Below are 19,928 nucleotides of genomic sequence, written 5' to 3'. Positions count from 1 at the left end.
GCTCAGCTGAGCCCGAGCACGTCCCGCATCGAATACAGTCCCGGCTTCTTGCCACGCGCCCACAGCGCTGCCTTGACGGCGCCGCGGGCGAAGATGGCGCGGTCCTCGGCGTGATGGGACAGCGTGATGCGCTCGCCGGTGCCGGCCAGGATGACGCTGTGGTCGCCGACCACCGAGCCGCCGCGCAGCGTGGCGAAGCCGATCGAACCGGTTTTCCGCACGCCCGTATGGCCGTCGCGTGAACGCACGTCATTGCCGGCCAGCGCGATGCCGCGCCCGGCGGCGGCGGCCTCGCCGAGCAGCAGTGCGGTGCCCGACGGCGCGTCGACCTTGTGCTTGTGGTGCATTTCCAGGATCTCGATGTCGAAATCGTCGGCGTCGAGCGCGCGCGCCGCCTGTTCGACCAGCACCGCCAGCAGGTTGACACCGAGGCTCATATTGCCCGATTTGACGATCGTCGCGTGGCGCGCGGCGGCAGCGATCTTGGCATTGTCTTCGGCCGAACAGCCGGTCGTGCCGATGACATGGACGATGCGCGCCTGCGCCGCGTAGCCGGCAAACTCGACGGACGAGGCCGGCGTGGTGAAGTCGAGGACGCCATCGGCCTTGGCGAAGACCGGCAACGGATCGTCTGATATCGGCACGTTGATGATGCCGATGCCTGCCAGCTCGCCGGCATCCTTGCCCAGATGAGGCGAATCCGCGCGCTCGACCGCGCCGATGACGCGCGCGCCGGGGATGGTATGGATGGCGCGGACCAGCGTCTGGCCCATGCGGCCGGCCGCACCGACCACCACAAGGCCCATATCGCTTGCCGGCTTGCCGGTTGCCGATGTCTCGCTCATGCCGTGCTCCGGGCGATGTTCCGCGTCTCAAAGTCCTTAGACGAAGTCTGGATCGATACGCTGTCGTCGACAAGCCCCAGACCCTTGACGCCCTGTATGCGGTGGAAGCGGGCATAGATGCTGTCCGGGTCGGCCATCAGCGTCGCATGGGTGCCTTCCTCGACCAACCGTCCCTCTTCCAGAACGATGATGTGGTCGGCATTGACCACCGTCGACAGCCGATGCGCTATGACGATCGTCGTGCGGCCTTGCATGACATGGCTCAGCGCCTCCTGGACGCGCGCCTCCGCCTCGTTGTCGAGCGCCGAGGTCGCCTCGTCGAGCAGGAGGATCGGCGCCTGGCGCACGATGGCGCGGGCGATCGAGACGCGCTGGCGCTGGCCGCCCGACAGCGTCGAGCCGCCTTCGCCGACCGGCGTGTCGTAACCTTGCGGCTGCTGGCGGATGAACTCGTCGGCGGCAGCGAGCTTTGCAGCCTGCTCGATCTCGGCGTCCGTGGCCGACAGCCGGCCGTAGCGGATGTTGTCGCGGATCGTGCCCTCGAACAGATAGGGCGCCTGCGCCACATAGGCGATCGACTGCCGCAGCGAATGCTTGGTCACCTTCGAGATGTCCTGGCCATCGACCTCGATGCTGCCCTGGTCGACGTCGTAGAAGCGCTGCAAGAGCGCCACCATCGTCGACTTGCCGGCGCCCGAAGCGCCGACGATGGCCGTGACCTTGCCGGCGGCGGCGGTAAAGCTCAGGTCCCTCAGCACCGGCATGTCGGCGTTGTAGCCGAACGTCACATTGTCGAAGCGCACCTCGCCGGTGGTGATCCTGGCCTCGACAGCGTCGGGGGCATCGCCCTGTTTCGGCTCCAGGTCGAGCAACTCGTAGATCATGCGCGCGTTGACCAGGGCACGTTCCATCCCGACCTGCGTGCGCGCCAGGCGTCTTGCCGGATCGTAGGCCATGATCAGCGCGGTGATGAAGGAAAACACCGCGCCCGGTGGTTGTCCAAGCACCAGCGCCCGATAGCCGGAATAGGCAAGCACGGAGGTAATGGCGAGACCGCCCAGAATCTCGGAAATCGGCGACAGCCGCTCCGCAACGCGGGCGATCTTGTTGTTACGCTGCTCGGCCGTATCGGCCATGATGCCGATGCGGCGCGCCAGTTCGTCCTCCAGGGTGAAGGCCTTGACGATGGCGATGCCTTGCGTGGCCTCCTGCACGGACCCGTTCAGCCGCGAGTTGATCAGCACGGATTCCCGGTTGATACGCCGCAGTCGGCGAGTGATGTAGACGACGGCCCAGATCAACGGCGGCCCTATCAGCAGCGAGCTGAGCGACAACACCGGATCCTGGTAGATCATGACGCCGACGAGAGCGACCAGCGTGACCGCGTCGCGGCTGATGGAGGTCAGTGTCAGCGACAGCAGATCGCGGACGCCGCCGACATTCTCGTTGACCTGTGCCGCCAGCCGACCGGAACGTGTATCGTTGAAGAAGTCGACGCCGAGCTTCATCAGATGGTCGAAGCTGCGCTTCTGGTAGCGCGCGACCAGATTGTTGCCGATCTTGGCCAACGCCACGGCCTGGCCGTAACCGGCGAAGCCGCGCAGCAGGGAGGCTCCCATGAAACCGGCACAGATCCAGACGATCATATCGCCGCGCCGTTCGTAGAAGATCTGGTTGATCATCGGGGCCATGATCCACGCCGTGAAGGCAGTGGTGCCGGAAACAATCAGCAAGCAGGTGACGGCAACGACATAGGTCCAGCGATATTCATCGCCATTTTCAGCGAGGATGCGGCGGAGCACCGCCGTGACCTCGCCGGGCTGGACTTTTTGTTTGGGGGCTTGAAGTGTCAAATCAGGAGCGCTTTGTGGTTTTCCGCCTCGTAGGACCGGCTGCGAATTCGGCACCCCTCTTAACGTCATGAGGCCGGCTTGCCTATGCCCGCGGCTGATTAACTTCGTCGCGGGCGGCTCAAGCGCGCCCGCGGGGAATATAGGCACATCCCGTCGAAGAGCTAGAGCAATTCCAGGAAAAGTGCGTAGCGGTTTTCCCAGGCAAAGCGCATAGCGCTTTGCCCTTGGGAATTGCGTCAAAACAAGGAGATAGAGCGGGTCGGCGTTTCCGTGAAACGGTGAACCGCTCTAGGCCTGCCAGCGCCGACCGGCGGTCTGGACGCCGAACAGCGACGGGTTTCGGGCATAGGCGGCAAGGCCGAGAAGTGCTGCCAGCGGATGGGTGATGACATAGACAGGCATGGTGCGCATCAGCGCGCTGTGCGGCGCCTTGTCCTCGAAGGCGGCGCGGAAATTGCCTTCCTTCAGCGCCGGCACGATCTTTTGCGCGATGCCGCCGGTCAAAAACACGCCGCCGCGGCTCATGAACACCAGGGCAAGGTCGCCGGCGGTGCGCCCGAGGCAAGTGACGAAGGTTTCCAGCGCTTCCTGCGCCACCGGATCGGTCTTGGCCAACGCCGCGCCTGTGATCTCGGCCGGCGTGGTGAAGGGCGACGGCTTGCCGTCTGCCTTGGCCACCGCCCGGTAGACGTTGACGAGACCGCGCCCGCACAGGATCTGCTCTCCCGAAATGCGGCCCTCGAGCTTCTCTATATGCGGGAAAACCTCGAAATCGCGCGGTGAGCGCGGGCCGATATCCATATGGCCGCCCTCGCCGGGCACCGGTATCCAGTGGCGCAGCGCATAGACCAGCCCGGCGACGCCGAGACCGGTACCGGGTCCGAGCACGACACGGCCGGCATTCGGCTCCGGCGTGCCGCCGCCGATCTTTTCCATATGCTCTTCGCCGAGCGCCACGACGGCCAGTGCCTGCGCCTCGAAATCATTGAGCACGACGATGTCGCTCAGGCCGAGATTGGCGAACATCTGCTTCGGCTTGACGACCCACGGGCAGTTGGTGAGCTCGATCTCGTCGCCGTCGACCGGGCCGGCCACCGCCAGCACCGCCGAATTGGGGCGGACCGACGAGCGGTCGAGCACCGCCGCCTGGATCGCCTCGTCGATGGTGTTGTAATTGGCGGTCTGGACGATCTGCGGCTCGGTCGGCTCGGAATTGGCGTCGAGCACGATCGAAAAGCGCGCATTGGTGCCACCAATGTCGCCGATCAGGATCGGAAACCGCAACGACGTGTCGGTATCGCTTACGCTTGGCATGCTCTCGTCCGTCCCCGGCGCCCCCTGACGGCGTCTCGCCGTTCTTCCGTTGACTAGCGCATGAGTTTGAAAAGGGAAACGGTTTTCGAACCCGGTAGCGCGCGCAGTGAGCTTCTGCGGCCAAACGGCCACTATTTCGCGAAAACAGCCCGCTAAACCGATTGAGCCGACCGATGGCGCAAAGGCAATCAGTTCGCGGACGGCCGGGGCCGAGGAACGGGCGCGCCCATTCTGGGCGTCGCCGCGAAAGCGTTCGCCGCGCCTGGCAAATCGCCGCCTCCACTGGCCGTGGTGGCAGGCTGCGACGGCGCTTCCGGTTCGGGCGCCGCGACCGCGACCGGCATGGCGCCACCGTGATAGGTCGCCGCTTCGGCTGACGCCGGCCCCGGCGCGTCGAGCACGGCGCGGCATTCCTTGGGCAGGTTGGCCATGGTCATCACGTCACGAGCCTTGGGCGCGTCCGGGTTCTTGTTGGGCCGCCAAGGCTCTTCCGTGAACCACCAGGCGAGCGGCTTGCCGCAGCCGTCATCATCCGGCGTCGTCTCCTGCGCCTTACAGTTGGGCGAACCCGGCTGGCAGCCGATGCGCATGTGGAAATGATAGTCGTGGCCCCAAAACGGCCGGATCTTGCGCAGCCAGGTGCGGTCGCCCTTGACCGTGTCGCAGAGTTTTTTCTTGATGCCGGGATTGACCAGGATGCGCTCGACCTCGGGGTAGCTCGCCGCCCGCTTCAGCAGCGCCGTATGCTGCGGCGTCCACAGCGCGTCCTTCACCAGATGCGTCTTCTCGTCGACCATCAAGGTGGCGCTCATCGATTCGCGCTGCGCCGTCGACAGCGGGCGGCTGGGCATCGGCGTCAGCCAGATGTCGGCGTCGAGGCCGATCTGGTGCGAGGCGTGGCCGGTCATCATCGGGCCGCCGCGCGGCTGCGCGATGTCGCCGATCAGAAGGCCCGGCCAGCCATCGGCGGCGGCGTCGCGCGACAGTTTCTCGATCAGGGCGATCATCGCCGGATGACCCCAGCGGCGGTTGCGCGAGGGCCGCATCACTTCCCAGGTCGGGCCGTCCATGGGAATGGCGACGCCGCCGGCAAAACAGCCCTTGGAATAGAAGCCGATCGACTGCGCCGCGGTCGCGGTCGGCAGTTTCTCGGCGCCGAACAGGTCCTTTGCCCGCTCCTCCGCGCTTGCGGGCTGCACGGCGAGACCGGTCAAGGCAAGCAGGCCAAGAGCGGCCGCCGACAGTGACGATTTGCCGAAATATGGACGCATCGCTGTCTTCATGAAACCGGATCCCCACCGCAATCCCGAAGCCGAATCATAGCACGCCGCGCCAGCGGCTTCGATCGTCAGCGCTTCATCGGGCTGCGCGCCTCGCCGTCACGCCAGTCGCCGCTTGCCCACATATGGTCGAAGGCGGCGCGGTAATCCGGAAAGCGCAGGGAATAACCCGCCGCCTTGATCGCCGCATTGGCGACACGCTTGTTCTCGCCATAGAAGGACCGTGCCATGGGCGAAAGTTGGGCGGTGTCGAAAGGAATTTCCGGCGGCGGCTCGATCCCCATCAGCGACGCGGCATAGGCGACGACATCCTGCGGCGGCGCCGGCTCATCGTCGGCGACATTGAAAATGCCGCCTGTGTTGCCCTCGATAAGCTGCCAGAGCGCGCCGGCAATGTCGTCGCAATGGATGCGGTTGAACACCTGGTCGGGCTTCACCAGCCGCCGCGCGGTGCCGTTTTCCAGATTGACCAGCGCGTTGCGGCCGGGGCCGTAAATGCCCGACAGGCGCAGGATCGCCACCGGCCTGCCGATATCCTTGCCGAGCTTCAGCCACTGCTGCTCGGCCTCAACCCGCATGACGGAGCGTTTCGACACCGGGCGGCAGGTGGTCTTTTCGTTGACCCAGGCGCCGCCATAATCGCCATAGACGCCGACGGTCGAGAGATAGCCGATCCATTCCAATGCCGGCATCCCTGCGATTGCCTCCCGGGCGGCATTCAAGACGGGGTCGCCGGCCTCTTCAGGGGCAACCGAAATCACCAGATGCGTGGTTTTCTTGAGCGCTTCGCCGATTTCGTCCGTCGACGCGCCGTCAAACAGCAGTGGTGCGATGCCAGCCTGGCGCAGTGCCTCGAATTTGTCGGGCGAACGCGTCGTGCCGAAGATCGTGGCGGTATCCTTGTTGGCGCGGGCAAAAGCCTTGCCGGAGTAGCCGGCGCCGAAGATGAAGACCTGTCTTTCGCTCATGCATGTGTCCTGGTTGGCCGCGCCAGACGCCATTCCTCGCGTACGGCCCCGTCAATCTCGGTGTTCAGGCCGGTCGCGGCCCGTTCGGAATATTCGGCATCCGGCACCAGCCGCGCCAGCGCCCATATTGCCGCGCCCCGCACCAGTGGCGAGGCGTCCGCCAGCAAGGCTCGCACAGGACCGGCAAGCGAGATATCGCCAGAATTGCCGGCGGCAATCAGCACATTGCGGACAAAGCGATCGCGGCCGATGCGCTTTATCGGTGAACCCGAGAAAAAGGCGCGGAAGGCCGCGTCGTCCAGTTCAAGGAGGTCGGCGAGCGGCGGCTCGCGCAGATCGTCGCGCGCGGCGAGTTTTGCCTCGGAGGCCGTCTTGGCGAATTTGTTCCACGGGCAGGCGGCCAGGCAATCGTCACAGCCATAGATGCGGTTGCCGATCTTTTCGCGGAATTCATGCGGGATCGGCCCTTTGTTCTCGATGGTGAGATACGAGATGCAGCGCCGCGCATCGAGCCGGTAGGGCGCCGGGAAGGCATCGGTCGGGCAGGCGTCGAGGCAGGCGCGGCAGGAGCCGCAATGATCGATCTCGGCCCGGTCGGGGGCGAGTTCAGCCGTGGTGAAGATGGTGCCGAGGAACAGCCACGAGCCGTGCTCGCGGCTGACCAGATTGGTGTGTTTTCCCTGCCAGCCAAGGCCTGCGGCCTCCGCCAACGGCTTTTCCATGACCGGTGCGGTATCGACAAACACTTTCACGTCGCCGCCGGCACGCGCCACGATCTTGCCGGCGATTTCCTTCAGCCGGCCTTTTATCACATCGTGATAATCGCGGTTCTGCGCATAGGCGGAGATGGCGCCCCGGTCGTGCCTGGCCTGCAGCGCACGCGGATCATGGTCCGGCCCATAATTCATCGCCAGAACGATAATCGAGCGCACTTCAGGCCACAGCGTGGAAGGCTCGCTGCGCCGCGCAATCGTCTCGGCGATCCAGTCCATCGAGCCGTGAAAACCGTCGGCGACGAATTCGGCGAGCCGGGCCGGCGCCAGCGGGATGGCATCGGGAGAGGTGACGGCAATGGCATCGAAGCCGGCGCGATGCGCCTCCGCGTCGATCAGCGCGCGCAGTTTTGCGGCGTCAGAAGTCGAGGTCCGCATAATGCGACACCGGCGACAGGCCGCGCACGCGGTCGGTCAGGAGCGGCCGGAAGGAGGGGCGCGACTTCACCCGCGTGTACCATTCGCGCGCAGCAGTGTGTTCGCGCCAGTCGATCTCGCCGAGATAATCGAGCACCGACAGCGTCGCGGCGGCCGCGAGGTCGGCATAGGTGACCCTGCCGCCGGCCAGCCAATGGCGGGTGCCGGCCAGCCAGTTGGTGTATTTCATATGCTGGCGGATGTTGGCGCGCGCGGCGCGGATGGCGCCCGAATCAGGCGAGCCGCCGCCCGCCGTTTCCGGCATGATCGGCTTCAGCACGCGTTCGCGCACCAGATGGCGGGTGACTTCGCTTTCGGCCTTGTTGAGATACCAGTCGATCAGCCGGCGGATTTCGGCCCGCTGCATCGGATCTTCGGCGAACAGCCGCTTGTCACGCTTGAGCACCCCGCGTGTCTCGTCGAGATATTCCGAGATCACCGTTGCGCCGACGATCGGGACGTCGCCTTCGGCGAGCAGGATCGGCAGCGTGCCGGCCGGGTTCAGCGCCAAAAACTCCTTGCGCCGCGTCCACGGCTTTTCCTCGATCAGCGCCAGCTCCTCGCCATACTCGCCGAAAGCGAGGCGGACGAAGCGGCAGGTTGCGAACATGGGATGGTGGAAAAGCGTCAGCATGGTTCCGCGATGATAAAGCGCACTGGCGAATCGCCGGGCGCGCCGGTAAGTCTTGGCCGCCCGGTTAGCGGGCCGTCAGGGTGTTGCGACCTATAGGGGCAGTTCAACGCCATGACAAGCAAGCCGTTCTGTTAGCCGTCGCGCAAAAGCCGAGGTAGCCATGGAAAGCCAGACCATCGTCGAAGCCCTGCTGCTCGGCCTGCTGGAGGGCCTGACCGAGTTCATACCGGTGTCCTCGACCGGCCATATCCTGCTCGCCGGCCATTTCCTCGGCTTCAATTCCACCGGCAAGGCCTTCGAGATCCTGATCCAGCTCGGCGCTATCCTGGCGATCCTGAGCGTTTATTTCCGCCGCCTGTGGCAGATGCTGCTCGACCTGCCGCATGACCGGCTGACGCGGCATTTCGTCATCGGCATCCTGATCGCCTTCCTGCCGGCGGCGATCATCGGCGCGCTGGCGCATGATTTCATCAAGACGGTGCTGTTTGAATCGCCAAGGCTGATCTGCATCATGCTGATCATCGGCGGCGTCGTGCTGCTGGCGGTCGACCGCATGAACCTGAAGCCGGTCTATCGCGACGTCGAACGCTTCCCGACAAGGCTTTACCTGCAGATCGGCCTGTTCCAGTGCCTGTCGCTGATTCCCGGCACCTCGCGCTCGGGTTCGACCATCGTTGGTGCGCTGCTTCTGGGCGTCGATAAGCGGGCGGCGGCGGAATTTTCCTTCTTCCTCGCCATCCCGACCATGGTCGGCGCCTTCGCCTTCGACCTGTTCAAGAACCGCAACGTGCTGACCTCAGCCGACCTGCCGATCATCGCCATCGGCTTCGTCGCCGCTTTCGTCACCGCCTTGGTCGTGGTGCGCTACCTCCTCGATTACGTCTCGCGCAACGGCTACTCGCTGTTCGGCTGGTGGCGGCTGGTGGTGGGAGGTGTCGGGCTGGTGGCGTTGATGATTTGGGGGTGACCCCCCGCCAGTTGCGGAGGCTCACCGAAACTGCATACTCCAGCACATGACCACGTATGCCGATGTGGATGTCGTCATCGACGCTTGGGTTAGGGCGACGGATTCAACCCTCTTTACCGAGTGGGCAGGCAAGCCCGCGAGATTTTTTCATATTGGCGGCTCTCGACAGTTCGAGTGCTTTCAAATTTCTATCGGCCTCCCTGATTCCAATGAGATTGCTGTGTCCGCAAGAGCAATCGACACCTACGACGATTCCGAGATGGAAATGGATCGGACGTGGCAGGGGCCAGTTTCGGAATTGAACGAGATGCTGGCGACCGCAGTGGCTACTGTCAAACAATGGAAGGCGCGCTGGGACGTTGCCCACTAGCCGCGCCGTCGCTCCCCCTAATTCCGTCCATAAAACGCATTCTCGACATGCACCGGCCAGCGCCACGGCAGAACCGCGACCATGTCGAAACGCATCGACAGTTTCCCATAGTCGGGCTGCCGCGAGAGCCAGATGTCGGCGGCCGCCTCGATGCGGCGTTCCGATTCGTGGCCGATCGCCTCCATGGCTTCCATTAAGGTGCGACGCGCCTTGACCTCGACGAACAGCACCAGGTCGCCGCGCCGCGCGATCAGGTCGATTTCGCCGAAGCGGGTGCGATGGCGGCGCGCCAGGATGCGGTAGCCCTTCAGCATCAGCGCGGCGGCGGCCAGCCATTCGCCGCGATGGCCGCGCCGATAGGCCTTTTGGCGGTTGGCGCTCGGGCGCTCAGCCACTACCCTCTCCGGAAGCATCCTTGAGCTCCAGCAACCGCCGGTAGAGGGCCTGTTTCTGGCCTCCGGTCATCTTGGCGGCTTCCGCCGCCGCCTTGGAGGCCGGCATTTCGGCGGAGAGCGACAACAGCAGGCGGTCAATATCGGCCGGCTCATCCGCCTTGGCCTCGGCCGGACCGACGCAGACGACGATCTCGCCTTTCGGCGTGTCGGCCGCCGCATAGTGATCCGCCAGCGCCCGCAGCGTGCCGATGCGCATTTCCTCGAAGGTCTTGGTCAATTCGCGGCCGATGGCGGCCTTGCGCTCGCCACCGAGCGCCTCGACCATGGCGCCGAGGGATTCTGCCAGGCGGCGCGGCGATTCAAAGAAGATCAGCGTTGCCGGCACGGCTTTCAGGGCTTCCAGCCGCGTCAGCCGCTGGCCTGATTTGACCGGCAAAAAGCCGGCGAACAGAAAGGCGTCCGACGGCAGGCCGGATGCCGTCAGCGCGGCCAGTGGCGCCGACGGGCCGGGAATCGGCACGACGCGAATGCCGTGGTCGATCGCCTCGCCGACCAGGCGATAGCCGGGATCGGAGACCAGCGGCGTGCCGGCATCGGAAATCAGCGCCACGCTCTGGCCGCCTTGAAGCGCTGCGATCAGCTTCGGCCCGGCCTCGCCGGCATTGTGCTCGTGATAGGCCGTGGTGCGGCGGCGAATGCCATAGCGGTCGAGCAGCACGCGCGACACCCTGGTGTCCTCGCAGGCGACGATGTCGGCGGCGGCCAAAGTCTCCAGCGCGCGCAGCGTGATGTCGGCGAGATTGCCGATCGGGGTCGCCACCAGATAGAGGGCCGGCTCGAGCGGGCGGGCCGGGATTTCGGTCTGCCCGACCACATAGCTGCGTCTGCCCGTCTCATCGGTCACTGATCAAGTCTCCGTTCAGCCCTGTTTGGCCTGCCAAATCTTGTTTGGCCTACCAAACCCTTGTTTGGCATGGCTGGCGCGGGCTTGCAAAAGCTGTCGTCGATGTAAGGTTATCGCCATTCCTTCGCCACAGTGGGGAACCAAACCGGCATTGGCAGATTTAGCCCCTGATTCCGGAGGAGGACAGGATGGACAGCCTGAAGATACAGGACGCTTTCGAGCCCTACTATGCCGGCCGCAAGCGCGTTGCCGCCCCCAGGGACAAGCGCCTGCCAGCCAAGACCGACACCAGCCTGACCGAGCGGGCGACAACCGCCCTGCCGACGAATGTCAGGCTTTCCGACAACAAACCCGACAGCACGACGGAGCACTGACCGAACGATGCCCAATCGCTTCGATATCTTCATCACCCGTCTTGAAACGAAAACCGCCAGGGAAGGCGTGCCCCCGCATCCGATGAACGACCAGCACAGCGTTCGCCGCGAAAAGGCCGACGCCAAACCGGCCCGGAACGGAGAGGCGCATGCCGAGAAGGATCGCGGCAAGCGCCGTTTCAAGCACGACGCCTGACAAGCGCGACTGGCCGAGACCGTTCTAACTTCCTCTGGGTCACCCCAGATAGCGTGAAACGCGCGCCTTCAGAAGGTCAATCAGCTCCAGATCCATGAATTCATAGTTGTCCAGGAATATCGAGGCAGATGACCCGGGCCTTGTTCAGGCTGGCCTTGAATTTCTTCTGCAGTTTGGTGCGGTGAACCTTTTCCATGACGAAGATGATGTCGGCCCAGGCGACCAGCTCATGCGTCAGTGGCGTGTCGGCGTCATGATTGGTTCCCGCCGAGGCGACCTCGATGTCCCGGCGCGTTGAAAAGACCTGCTCGGCGGTCGGGCTGCGCAAGCGGTTCTGGCTGCAGACAAAGAGGACGTTCTTCAAAGGATTACCGCGCCAGATCCGCCACCACGGCGTCGAGCACGATCATGCCGGCCGGCGTAGCGCGCAGCCGTGCATTGCCGATCGGCGCCACCAGCCCCTCGCCCTGCAGCAACGACAGCCGCGCGCTCGACAGGCCGCGGCCGGAGAAGGCTTCGTAACGCGAGAGGTCGATGCCCTCGGCCAGCCTGAGCCCCATCAGCAGGAACTCGTCGGCCTCTTCCGAGCGCGTCAGGATCTCGCCGCCGGTGACGCCATGGCCCTTGGCCTCGACGAGGTTGGCCCAGGTTTCCGGCATCCGCTCGGCGATGGTCACCGTGCGATGGCCATTCTCGACGAAGCGGCCATGCGCGCCGGGGCCGACGCCGACATATTCGCCATAGCGCCAATAAGTCAGATTGTGCCGGCTCTCGGCACCTGGCCTGGCGTGGTTGGAGATCTCATAGGCCGGCAGGCCATGCGCCGTGGTGATCTCCTGCGTCAACGCATAAAGGTCGGCGGCGTGGTCGTTGTCGGGAATGATGAATTTCTTCGCGGCATGCAAGGCGTGGAAGGGCGTGCCTTCCTCGATGGTCAGTTGGTAGAGCGACAGATGGTCGGCGGCGTGGCCGATCGCCTGTTCCAGCTCGGATGCCCAGGCCTCCGGCGTCTGGCCGGGCCGGGCGTAGATCAGGTCGAAGGACAGGCGCGGAAAGATTTCGCGTGCGAGCCCGATGGCATGCAGCGCTTCCTCGACATTGTGCAGGCGGCCGAGGAAACGCAAATCCTTGTCGTTCAGCGCCTGCACGCCCAGCGAGACACGGTTGACGCCCGCCGCCCGATAGCCGCGAAAGCGTTCGGCTTCGACCGAGGACGGGTTGGCCTCCAGCGTCACTTCGATGCCGTCCGGCACCGTCCAGTTCTTCGCCACGGCGTCCAGAACCCTGGCCACGGTTTCCGGCTTCATCAGCGAGGGCGTGCCGCCACCGAGAAAAACGCTGGTGACCTCGCGCGGCCCGGTGCGCTGGCGCATCGTCGCCAATTCCGCCTCGAAGGCGGCGGCAAAGCGCTCCTGGTCGACCGGCTGATGGCGGACATGGCTGTTGAAGTCGCAATAGGGGCATTTGGCCGCGCAGAACGGCCAATGGATGTAGACGCCGAAGCCGGGCGTCCGGTCGAGCAGCATGCTCATGCCGGATCCAATCATGCCGAGCCCAATCCCGGCGTATTCAACCGTGCCTGGGCGAATTTCTGGAAGGCGCGGGCGCGATGCGACAGCGCCGTCGGCTGGCCGGGTTTCCAGCCGTGCTTTTCCTCGGCGCTCATCTCGCCGAAGGTTTTGTCGAATCCATTGGGCAAAAACACCGGATCATAGCCGAAGCCGAGCGCGCCGCGCGGCGGCCAGACCAGCGTGCCTTCGGCCTCGCCGCGATAATATTCGGCCTCGCCGTCGGGAAAGGCGAGGCAAATGACGGCGACGAAGCGGCCCTTGCGCTGTTCGTCCGAAGCCGCACCCACTTCCTGCAGCGCCACTTCGGTGCGCTGCATGGCCATGGCGAAATCGCGCGATCCGTCAGGGGTTTCGGCCCAGTTGGCGGTGTACACGCCGGGCGCGCCGTCGAGCGCGTCGACGCAGAGGCCCGAATCGTCCGACAGCGCCGGCAGGCCGGTGGCCTTTGCGGCGGCCAGCGCCTTGATGTAGGCGTTTTCCTCGAAAGTGGTGCCGGTCTCGTCCGGCTCCGGCAGGCCATAGTCCTTGGCCGACTTCGCTTCGAAGCCGAACGGTCCCATCAGGTCGGCGAATTCGCGCAGCTTGCCGGCATTGTGGCTGGCGACGACGATCTTCTTGCCATCAAGACTATGCATCAAAGGCCCCAGATTCTCGGCTCGGCGAACTCGATCGAATTGCCCGAGGGATCGCGTATATAGATCGAACGGCCGCCTTGCGGCCATTCGAATTCGCTTTCGATGGCGATCTTCTTCGCCTCGAGTTGGGCTTTCCAGCCGGCGAGTTCGTCAGCGGTCGCCGCAAAGCAGAGATGGCCTTCGCCGACCGTGCCATGCGGCGGCACTTTCAGCCGTGCGTCGGGCGCCGGAGGAATTTTGGTCGCTTCGGCATTGAAGATGAGCAGTACGCCAGGCCCGCAGCGGAAGAACAGGTGGCGGCCTTCGACCTTGCCGAGGAGGGTGAGGCCGAGGATGTCGGTGTAGAAGGCTTCGGCGGCCGGCAGGTCGGTGACGTAGAGGGCGGATTCCAGGATGGCCGAAGGGATCACGAGGCACCCCCCTCTGCCCTGCCGGGCATCTCCCCCGCAAGGGGGGAGATTGGCAGTTTCGCTGACAGCGCCTCAACGTTGATGGTTGGCGAAATCCGAGACCACAGCCGATCTCCCCCCTTGCGGGGGAGATGGCCGGCAGGCCAGAGGGGGGTGCCTTGGCTCAGCATTGAAAAACCTAAGCCACCGCCATCTGCTGCAAACTCACCAGGCGCTGGATGCCTTTCTTCGCCAGGCCCATCAATTCGGCGAACTGTCCTTCGGAAAAAGGCTCGCCCTCGGCGGTGCCCTGGATCTCGACGATGCCGCCCTTGCCGGTCATGACGAAATTGGCGTCGGTGCCGGCCGCGGAATCCTCGAGATAATCGAGGTCGATGACCGGCTGGCCGTCATGGATGCCGCAGGAAATCGCCGCGACATGGTCCTTCAGCACCTTGGCGACACTGGCCATCTGCCGCGCTTCCATCCAGCGCAGGCAGTCATACAGCGCCACCCAGCCGCCGGTGATCGAGGCGGTACGGGTGCCGCCATCGGCCTGGATGACGTCGCAGTCGACGGTGATCTGCTGTTCGCCCAGTGCCTGCAAATCGACCACGGCGCGCAGAGAACGGCCGATCAGGCGCTGAATCTCCAGCGTGCGGCCGCCCTGCTTGCCGGCGGAGGCCTCGCGGCGCATGCGCTCGCCGGTCGAGCGCGGCAGCATGCCGTATTCGGCCGTCACCCAGCCCTTGCCGGAATTGCGCATCCAGCCCGGCACCTTTTCCTCGAGGCTGGCGGTGCACAGGACATGGGTGTCGCCGAACTTCACCAGGCACGAGCCTTCGGCATGCTTGGAGACGCCGCGCTCGAAGGAGATGGCGCGCATTTCGTCGAATTGGCGTTTGGAGGGGCGCATTCAGGCTTCTTTCCAGTCATTTTTCGGAATCGTGGCCGGCTTTTAGACGTATGGGGGGCAGCGCGCAAAGGAAAACGGACCGGGCGATCTGATACAGAGACCGGGTTGCGCCCACCGTGCCGAAGTCTATATCCTGAAGCAGGAGGTTTTTGGCCGAATGACCAAGGCAATCGATCCGGGTTCGCAGTCGCTTGCACTTCAATCACTCGACATGCGCTCACGCGACATCTTCCGGCGGATCGTCGATTCCTATCTCAGGGATGGCGAACCCGTGGGTTCGCGCAGCCTGTCGCGCATCCTGCCCTCCTCCCTGTCGCCGGCCACCATCCGCAATGTGATGAGCGACCTCGAGCATCTCGGGCTGATCTATGCGCCGCATATCTCGGCCGGCCGGCTGCCGACGCAGGCGGGCCTGCGTTTCTTCGTCGATGCCTTCATGGAACTTGGCGACCTCTCCGACGAGGAACGCCGCACCATCGAGGCGCAGGTGCGGGCCTCCGGCTCGGGCGCGACGCTGGAACATATGCTGACCGAGGCCAGCCAGATGCTGTCGGGCATGTCGCGCGGCGCCGGCCTGGTGCTGGCCGCCAAGAACGAGGTGGCGCTGAAGCATATCGAGTTCATCCAGCTGGAGCCGACCAAGGCGCTTGCCGTGCTGGTGTCGCAAAATGGCGATGTCGAAAACCGCGTCGTCGAACTGCCCGCCGGCATCACCGTCTCGCAGCTGCACGAGGCCTCGAATTTCCTCAACGCGCATATTCGCGGCCGCACGCTCGCCGAAGCGCGCACCGAGATCGCCCGCATCAAGGAAGAGACGAGAGCGGCGCTGGACACGCTGTCGCAGGACCTGGTCGAGAAGGGCCTGGCGGTGTGGGCCGGTGCGGAAAGCGGCCTGCCGGCACGGCTCATCGTGCGCGGCCGCGCCAATCTGCTCGAAAACGTCACCGCCCAGGCCGATATCGAATTGCTGCGGCATCTGTTCGAGGACATGGAAACGCAGGATGGGTTGATCCAGCTGCTTGATCTGGCCGAGCAGGGATCGGGCGTGCGCATCTTCATCGGTTCGGAAAACAAGCTCTTTTCGCTGTCGGGCTCGTCGCTGGTGGTCGCGCCCTATCGCGACAAGGATGCCCGCGTCGTCGGGGCGCTGGGCGTCATCGGCCCGACCCGGCTGAACTATGCCCGCATCGTGCCGATGGTCGATTATACCGCGCAGCTGATATCGCGCATGTTAAGGTAGCGGCCCGGATAGCGAGAGACGGGCAGCGAGGAGAAAAACAATGGCGCTCGAAGAACTCAAGGCCCGGATCAGCCTGCTGCTCGAGGAGATGGTCAACCAGCCGGAAGACCAGCACGAAATCCAGGAACAATTGCGCGAAAAGCTGCAGGAAATGCGCGCCATGGGCCTGCCGCTGCCGGCCGATCTCGTCGCGCTGGAAAAACGTCTCGACGACGATTTCTTGGCTGCCGGGACATAGACAGGGAACCGCTTCCCTCATCGTGTGGGGCGGAACCCAGGGACAAATCGGCCGTTTCCTTCGCGACCAGATGGAGGACAAAATGATCCGATTGGCCGGACTGGTGGTTCCAGCCCTCTTTCTTGTGACAAGCACGGCATTCGCCCAGCAGGCGGAGCAGCCGGTGCTGAAGGGTGCGGCCGCCTTTGGCGACTGGCGCGCCGACAGACCGGGCGTACGGCGCCTGATCAAGCCGGAAGACCTGCCGAAGCCCTATGTCACCAAATCGGCCTCGAACAGCGCCGGCCTTGCCGACATGCCGGCGGGCGCGAAACCGCAATTGCCTCCAGGCTTTTCGGCCGAGCTTATCGCGTCCGGCATCGACAATCCGCGCGTCGTGCGCGTCGCACCCAATGGCGACCTGTTTGTCGCCGACAGCGAGGCCAACCAGATCCGCGTCTACCGCCTGGCCAAGGACAGCGCCAAGCCCGCCGAAGAGAGCATTTTCGCCGGCAATCTCAACCAGCCCTATGGCATTGCCTTCTATCCGCCGGGCGACGACCCGCAATGGGTCTATGTCGCCAACAGCGACAGCATCGTGCGGTTCGCCTACCAAAAGGGCGAGCTGAAGGCATCCGGCGAACCGGAAACCATTGTCGACAACATCCCCTCGAACCATCACTGGACGCGCGACATCGCCTTTTCGCCTGATGGCAAGACGCTCTATCTGTCGGTCGGCTCGGGCTCGAATGTCGCCGAGGACATGGGCAAGACGCCGGATGGCGGCCTCGACGCGTGGGTGAAATCGAAGCCGCTGGGTGCGACGTGGGGTTCCGAAGACGGCCGCGCCGACGTGCAGGCCTTCGACCCGGACGGCAAGAACGGCCGCATCGTCGCCACCGGCCTGCGCAACTGTTCGGGCATGACCGTCCAGCCGGCGACCGGCGCGCTGTGGTGCGTCGTCAACGAGCGTGACGCGCTGGGCGACAACGTGCCGTTCGAATACGCCACCTCGGTCAAGGACGGCGCCTTCTATGGCTGGCCCTGGTACTATATCGGCAACCACGAGGACCCGCGCCACAAGGGCGCACGCCCCGATCTCGCCGGCAAGGCAACCATTCCCGATGTGCTGATGCAGGCGCATTCGGCGCCGCTCAACATTGCCTTCTACGACCGCAAGGACTTGCCCGCCGACACCGGCTTTCCCACGGAATACCGGGGTGACGCTTTTGTCGCCCTGCATGGTTCGTGGAATCGCGGCAACAGGACCGGCTACAAGGTCGTCCGCCTGCTGTTCAAGGATGGCAAGCCGACCGGCGAATATGAGGATTTCATGACCGGCTTCGTCGTCTCCAATGGCGAGGTCTGGGGCCGGCCGGTGGGCGTGGCCGTGGCCGGCGACGGCGCGCTGATCATGACCGAGGACGGCAACGGCACCATCTGGCGCGTGACCTATGATGGCGGCCGGTCCTGAGGAGTCTTAGGCAGCGCAGGCCCCCTCACCCGGATTGCCAAAACCGAATTGCAGGGCAATTCGGGGCAATCCGACCTCTCCCCGGTGGGGAGAGGAGCACGTTAGCGCCGGCGCCTTCCTCTTCTCCCCTCGGGGAGAAGGTGGCCGCGAAGCGGCCGGATGAGGGGGCTTCATAAGGCGAAGACCGCGCTGTCTGGTGCAATCAAATCCAATCCTCAGGAAATTCAATTCTATTCGGATGTATGCGATAAGACCCTCCGATCTGGGACCCCTATCCATGACCCTCACCGGCTTCCTCGCCTACAGTGCTGCCCTCGGCATCGCCGCCGCCATTCCCGGCCCCGGCGTCACCGCGCTTGTCGCGCGGGCGCTGGGCTCCGGCTTTCGCTCGTCGCTGGCCATGTCTTTCGGCCTGATGCTCGGCGACCTCACCTATCTGACCGCGGTCGTGCTCGGCCTCGCCTTCGTCGCGCAGACCTTCGGCATGGTGTTCCTCGCCATCAAATGGCTTGGCGTCGCCTATCTCGCCTTCCTCGGCTGGCGCTTCTGGACCGCGGGCATCACGCCCGAAACGGTCGAAGCGAAAAAGGGCAAGGGCGGACTGGTTTCGAGCTTTGTCGCCGGCCTGACCGTGACACTGGGTAATCCGAAGACCATGATCTTCTACCTGGCGATCACGCCGACCATCGTCGACCTGAAGACCATCACGCTGGCCGATTACGGCATTCTCGTCGCGCTGACGGTGGTCGTGCTGTTCGTCGTGCTGGTGCCTTACCTGGCACTGGCCGCCAAGGCGCGCTGGTTCCTGAAATCGCCGCGCGCGCTGAAGCTGCTGAACCGCACCGCCGCCGGCTTCATGGTGGGCGCCGCGGCAGCGATCGCGGCCCGCCAGTAGCACCCTTTCAGCCAAAACATTCCGGGGGCAGGCTTCCCCGCGAAATGCTTTTCCGGGACACGGGCGTTTTAGACACGAGGCCCACTCGGATATTTCCGGCCGACAGCTTATGTTGCGCGGCTGAAAGCCCTATCTTGCCGGCTGCAACGCCACTTGCCTGAAATCCTGGGAGCGAAACCATGAACAAGCCCGTCACCTCCGCCCGCGTCCCCGGCCGCGGCCGCATCTACAGTTCCATCACCGACACGATCGGCGACACGCCCCTGGTCCGGCTCGACAAATTCGCCAAGGAGAAGGGCGTCGTCGCCAATCTGGTCGCCAAGCTCGAATTCTTCAACCCGATCGCCTCGGTCAAGGACCGCATCGGCGTGGCGATGATCGAGGCGCTGGAGGCGGCCGGCAAGATTGCGCCCGGCAAGACGACGCTGATCGAACCGACCTCGGGCAATACCGGCATCGCGCTTGCCTTCGCCGCAGCCGCCAAGGGCTACAAGCTGATCCTGACCATGCCCGAGACGATGTCGGTCGAGCGCCGCAAAATGCTGGCGCTGCTCGGCGCCGAGCTGGTGCTGACCGAAGGCCCGAAAGGCATGAAGGGCGCCATCGCCAAGGCCGACGAACTGGCCGCGACGATCCCCAACGCCGTCATCCCGCAGCAGTTCGAAAATCCCGCCAATCCCGAAATCCACCGCAAGACGACGGCGCAGGAGATCTGGAACGACACGCAGGGCGAGGTCGACATCTTCGTCGCCGGCATCGGCACGGGCGGCACCATCACCGGCGTCGGCCAGGTGCTGAAGAAGCTCAAGCCTTCGCTGCATGTCGTCGCCGTCGAGCCGGAGGCCTCGCCGGTGCTGTCGGGCGGCCAGCCCGGCCCGCACAAGATCCAGGGCATCGGCGCCGGCTTCGCGCCAAAGATCCTCGACACCACGATCTATGACGAGATCGTCAAGGTTTCCAACGAGGATTCGGTCGCCAATGCCCGCCTCGTCGCCCGCCTCGAAGGCGTGCCGGTCGGCATCTCTTCGGGTGCTGCCCTGCAGGCGGCAATCGTCGTCGGCTCGCGGCCGGAGAACAAGGGCAAGACCCTGGTCGTGGTCATCCCCGACTTCGCCGAGCGCTATTTGTCGACGATTTTGTTCGAGGGGCTGGGGGCTTAGGCCGCCGCCTTTTCGACGGGCCACCGTACTTTGCTGGCCCGCTGAAAAATCCTTCCGTGGCGCCTGCCGCCCGGCTTGAGCAGAACCCTGCTTCCGGTTCATATCGCCCCGGCCCGCCTTGCACGGGCCAGGGGAGAATTT

22 protein-coding genes and 1 pseudogene are annotated in these 19,928 nt (G+C 64.7%); 9 read left to right on the top strand and 14 right to left on the bottom strand.

What is annotated here, in order from left to right:
• Positions 1 to 2: 2 nt before the first annotated feature.
• From dapB to CKW40_RS27025, 7 genes are all read right to left on the bottom strand, one after another.
• Complete coding sequence (dapB, locus tag CKW40_RS27055; RefSeq protein ID WP_095202891.1) at positions 3 to 845, bottom strand: 4-hydroxy-tetrahydrodipicolinate reductase; 843 nt, start codon at positions 843 to 845, stop codon at positions 3 to 5.
• A complete protein-coding gene (locus CKW40_RS27050) occupies positions 842 to 2,698 on the bottom strand; it encodes an ABC transporter ATP-binding protein (protein ID WP_095202890.1) in 1,857 nt (618 codons plus the stop codon). Before CKW40_RS27050 ends, dapB begins: the two co-directional genes overlap by 4 nt.
• A 288-nt stretch (positions 2,699 to 2,986) precedes the next feature.
• Positions 2,987 to 4,012 (bottom strand): glucokinase, encoded by a 1,026-nt coding sequence (locus CKW40_RS27045; RefSeq protein WP_095202889.1) that lies wholly within the window; start codon positions 4,010 to 4,012, stop codon positions 2,987 to 2,989.
• A gap of 188 nt (positions 4,013 to 4,200) precedes the next feature.
• Positions 4,201 to 5,295, bottom strand: coding sequence for a penicillin-insensitive murein endopeptidase (gene mepA / locus CKW40_RS27040; RefSeq protein WP_095202888.1), 1,095 nt, complete (start codon positions 5,293 to 5,295; stop codon positions 4,201 to 4,203).
• A gap of 65 nt (positions 5,296 to 5,360) precedes the next feature.
• The gene (locus tag CKW40_RS27035; RefSeq protein ID WP_095203000.1) at positions 5,361 to 6,260 is read right to left on the bottom strand and encodes an SDR family oxidoreductase; all 900 of its coding nucleotides are present in this window, start codon (positions 6,258 to 6,260) and stop codon (positions 5,361 to 5,363) included.
• On the bottom strand, positions 6,257 to 7,411 hold the full coding sequence (queG, locus tag CKW40_RS27030; RefSeq protein WP_095202887.1) for a tRNA epoxyqueuosine(34) reductase QueG: 1,155 nt from the start codon (positions 7,409 to 7,411) through the stop codon (positions 6,257 to 6,259). The genes CKW40_RS27035 and queG overlap by 4 nt, the downstream gene beginning before the upstream one ends.
• Positions 7,392 to 8,084 carry a glutathione S-transferase family protein gene (locus tag CKW40_RS27025; RefSeq protein WP_095202886.1) on the bottom strand — a complete coding sequence of 231 codons (693 nt, stop codon included), beginning with the start codon at positions 8,082 to 8,084 and terminating at the stop codon, positions 7,392 to 7,394. Before CKW40_RS27025 ends, queG begins: the two co-directional genes overlap by 20 nt.
• Before the next feature lie 160 nt (positions 8,085 to 8,244).
• On the opposite strand from CKW40_RS27025, the gene CKW40_RS27020 reads away from it, so the two are divergent.
• Both CKW40_RS27020 and CKW40_RS27015 read left to right on the top strand, forming a co-directional pair.
• Complete coding sequence (locus CKW40_RS27020; RefSeq protein WP_095202885.1) at positions 8,245 to 9,051, top strand: undecaprenyl-diphosphate phosphatase; 807 nt, start codon at positions 8,245 to 8,247, stop codon at positions 9,049 to 9,051.
• Positions 9,052 to 9,097: 46 nt separating this feature from the next.
• Positions 9,098 to 9,421, top strand: a complete 324-nt coding sequence (locus tag CKW40_RS27015; protein WP_095202884.1) for a hypothetical protein — start codon at positions 9,098 to 9,100, stop codon at positions 9,419 to 9,421.
• A 17-nt stretch (positions 9,422 to 9,438) separates the two neighbouring features.
• On the opposite strand, the gene CKW40_RS27010 is transcribed toward CKW40_RS27015, so the two are convergent.
• Together CKW40_RS27010 and rsmI are read right to left on the bottom strand one after the other, a co-directional pair.
• Positions 9,439 to 9,816 carry a YraN family protein gene (locus CKW40_RS27010; RefSeq protein ID WP_179298122.1) on the bottom strand — a complete coding sequence of 126 codons (378 nt, stop codon included), beginning with the start codon at positions 9,814 to 9,816 and terminating at the stop codon, positions 9,439 to 9,441.
• Positions 9,809 to 10,720, bottom strand: coding sequence for a 16S rRNA (cytidine(1402)-2'-O)-methyltransferase (gene rsmI, locus CKW40_RS27005; RefSeq protein WP_095202882.1), 912 nt, complete (start codon positions 10,718 to 10,720; stop codon positions 9,809 to 9,811). Before rsmI ends, CKW40_RS27010 begins: the two co-directional genes overlap by 8 nt.
• A 188-nt stretch (positions 10,721 to 10,908) precedes the next feature.
• Between rsmI and CKW40_RS27000 the strand changes: the two genes are divergently transcribed.
• Both CKW40_RS27000 and CKW40_RS26995 read left to right on the top strand, forming a co-directional pair.
• Positions 10,909 to 11,094 (top strand): hypothetical protein, encoded by a 186-nt coding sequence (locus CKW40_RS27000; RefSeq protein ID WP_095202881.1) that lies wholly within the window; start codon positions 10,909 to 10,911, stop codon positions 11,092 to 11,094.
• Between the two features lie 7 nt (positions 11,095 to 11,101).
• On the top strand, positions 11,102 to 11,290 hold the full coding sequence (locus tag CKW40_RS26995) for a hypothetical protein (RefSeq protein ID WP_095202880.1): 189 nt from the start codon (positions 11,102 to 11,104) through the stop codon (positions 11,288 to 11,290).
• Between the two features lie 39 nt (positions 11,291 to 11,329).
• Here the strand turns inward: CKW40_RS26995 and CKW40_RS26990 are convergent.
• The 5 genes and pseudogenes from CKW40_RS26990 to rph all read right to left on the bottom strand — a co-directional run bounded on the left by CKW40_RS26990 (position 11,330) and on the right by rph (position 14,801).
• A pseudogene (locus CKW40_RS26990) lies at positions 11,330 to 11,654 on the bottom strand (low molecular weight protein tyrosine phosphatase family protein).
• Positions 11,655 to 11,658: 4 nt separating this feature from the next.
• Complete coding sequence (hemW, locus tag CKW40_RS26985) at positions 11,659 to 12,837, bottom strand: radical SAM family heme chaperone HemW (protein WP_179298121.1); 1,179 nt, start codon at positions 12,835 to 12,837, stop codon at positions 11,659 to 11,661.
• The gene (gene rdgB, locus CKW40_RS26980) at positions 12,834 to 13,496 is read right to left on the bottom strand and encodes an RdgB/HAM1 family non-canonical purine NTP pyrophosphatase (protein ID WP_095202879.1); all 663 of its coding nucleotides are present in this window, start codon (positions 13,494 to 13,496) and stop codon (positions 12,834 to 12,836) included. Before rdgB ends, hemW begins: the two co-directional genes overlap by 4 nt.
• Positions 13,496 to 13,906: a VOC family protein gene (locus tag CKW40_RS26975; RefSeq protein ID WP_095202878.1), complete on the bottom strand. Its 411-nt coding sequence runs from the start codon at positions 13,904 to 13,906 to the stop codon at positions 13,496 to 13,498. Before CKW40_RS26975 ends, rdgB begins: the two co-directional genes overlap by 1 nt.
• A gap of 178 nt (positions 13,907 to 14,084) precedes the next feature.
• A complete protein-coding gene (gene rph / locus CKW40_RS26965; RefSeq protein ID WP_095202876.1) occupies positions 14,085 to 14,801 on the bottom strand; it encodes a ribonuclease PH in 717 nt (238 codons plus the stop codon).
• A 157-nt stretch (positions 14,802 to 14,958) separates the two neighbouring features.
• Here rph and hrcA point away from each other — a divergent pair, with 157 nt between their 5' ends.
• The 5 genes from hrcA (at position 14,959) to cysK (ending at position 19,787) form a co-directional block, all read left to right on the top strand.
• Complete coding sequence (gene hrcA, locus CKW40_RS26960; protein ID WP_041164512.1) at positions 14,959 to 16,041, top strand: heat-inducible transcriptional repressor HrcA; 1,083 nt, start codon at positions 14,959 to 14,961, stop codon at positions 16,039 to 16,041.
• Positions 16,042 to 16,081: 40 nt separating this feature from the next.
• A complete protein-coding gene (locus CKW40_RS26955) occupies positions 16,082 to 16,279 on the top strand; it encodes a hypothetical protein (protein WP_095202875.1) in 198 nt (65 codons plus the stop codon).
• A gap of 82 nt (positions 16,280 to 16,361) precedes the next feature.
• Positions 16,362 to 17,732 carry a PQQ-dependent sugar dehydrogenase gene (locus CKW40_RS26950; protein WP_244571299.1) on the top strand — a complete coding sequence of 457 codons (1,371 nt, stop codon included), beginning with the start codon at positions 16,362 to 16,364 and terminating at the stop codon, positions 17,730 to 17,732.
• Positions 17,733 to 18,009: 277 nt separating this feature from the next.
• Positions 18,010 to 18,627: a LysE family translocator gene (locus tag CKW40_RS26945; RefSeq protein WP_095202873.1), complete on the top strand. Its 618-nt coding sequence runs from the start codon at positions 18,010 to 18,012 to the stop codon at positions 18,625 to 18,627.
• Positions 18,628 to 18,806: 179 nt separating this feature from the next.
• On the top strand, positions 18,807 to 19,787 hold the full coding sequence (gene cysK, locus CKW40_RS26940; protein ID WP_095202872.1) for a cysteine synthase A: 981 nt from the start codon (positions 18,807 to 18,809) through the stop codon (positions 19,785 to 19,787).
• The last annotated feature ends 141 nt before the right edge of the window (positions 19,788 to 19,928 follow it).

Origin of the sequence: Mesorhizobium carmichaelinearum (assembly GCF_900199455.1) — a bacterium.
In the GTDB taxonomy this organism is placed as follows: domain Bacteria; phylum Pseudomonadota; class Alphaproteobacteria; order Rhizobiales; family Rhizobiaceae; genus Mesorhizobium; species Mesorhizobium carmichaelinearum.
Note: the sequence above shows the minus strand (reverse complement) of the source record. Positions and strands in the feature narration are given on the sequence as shown.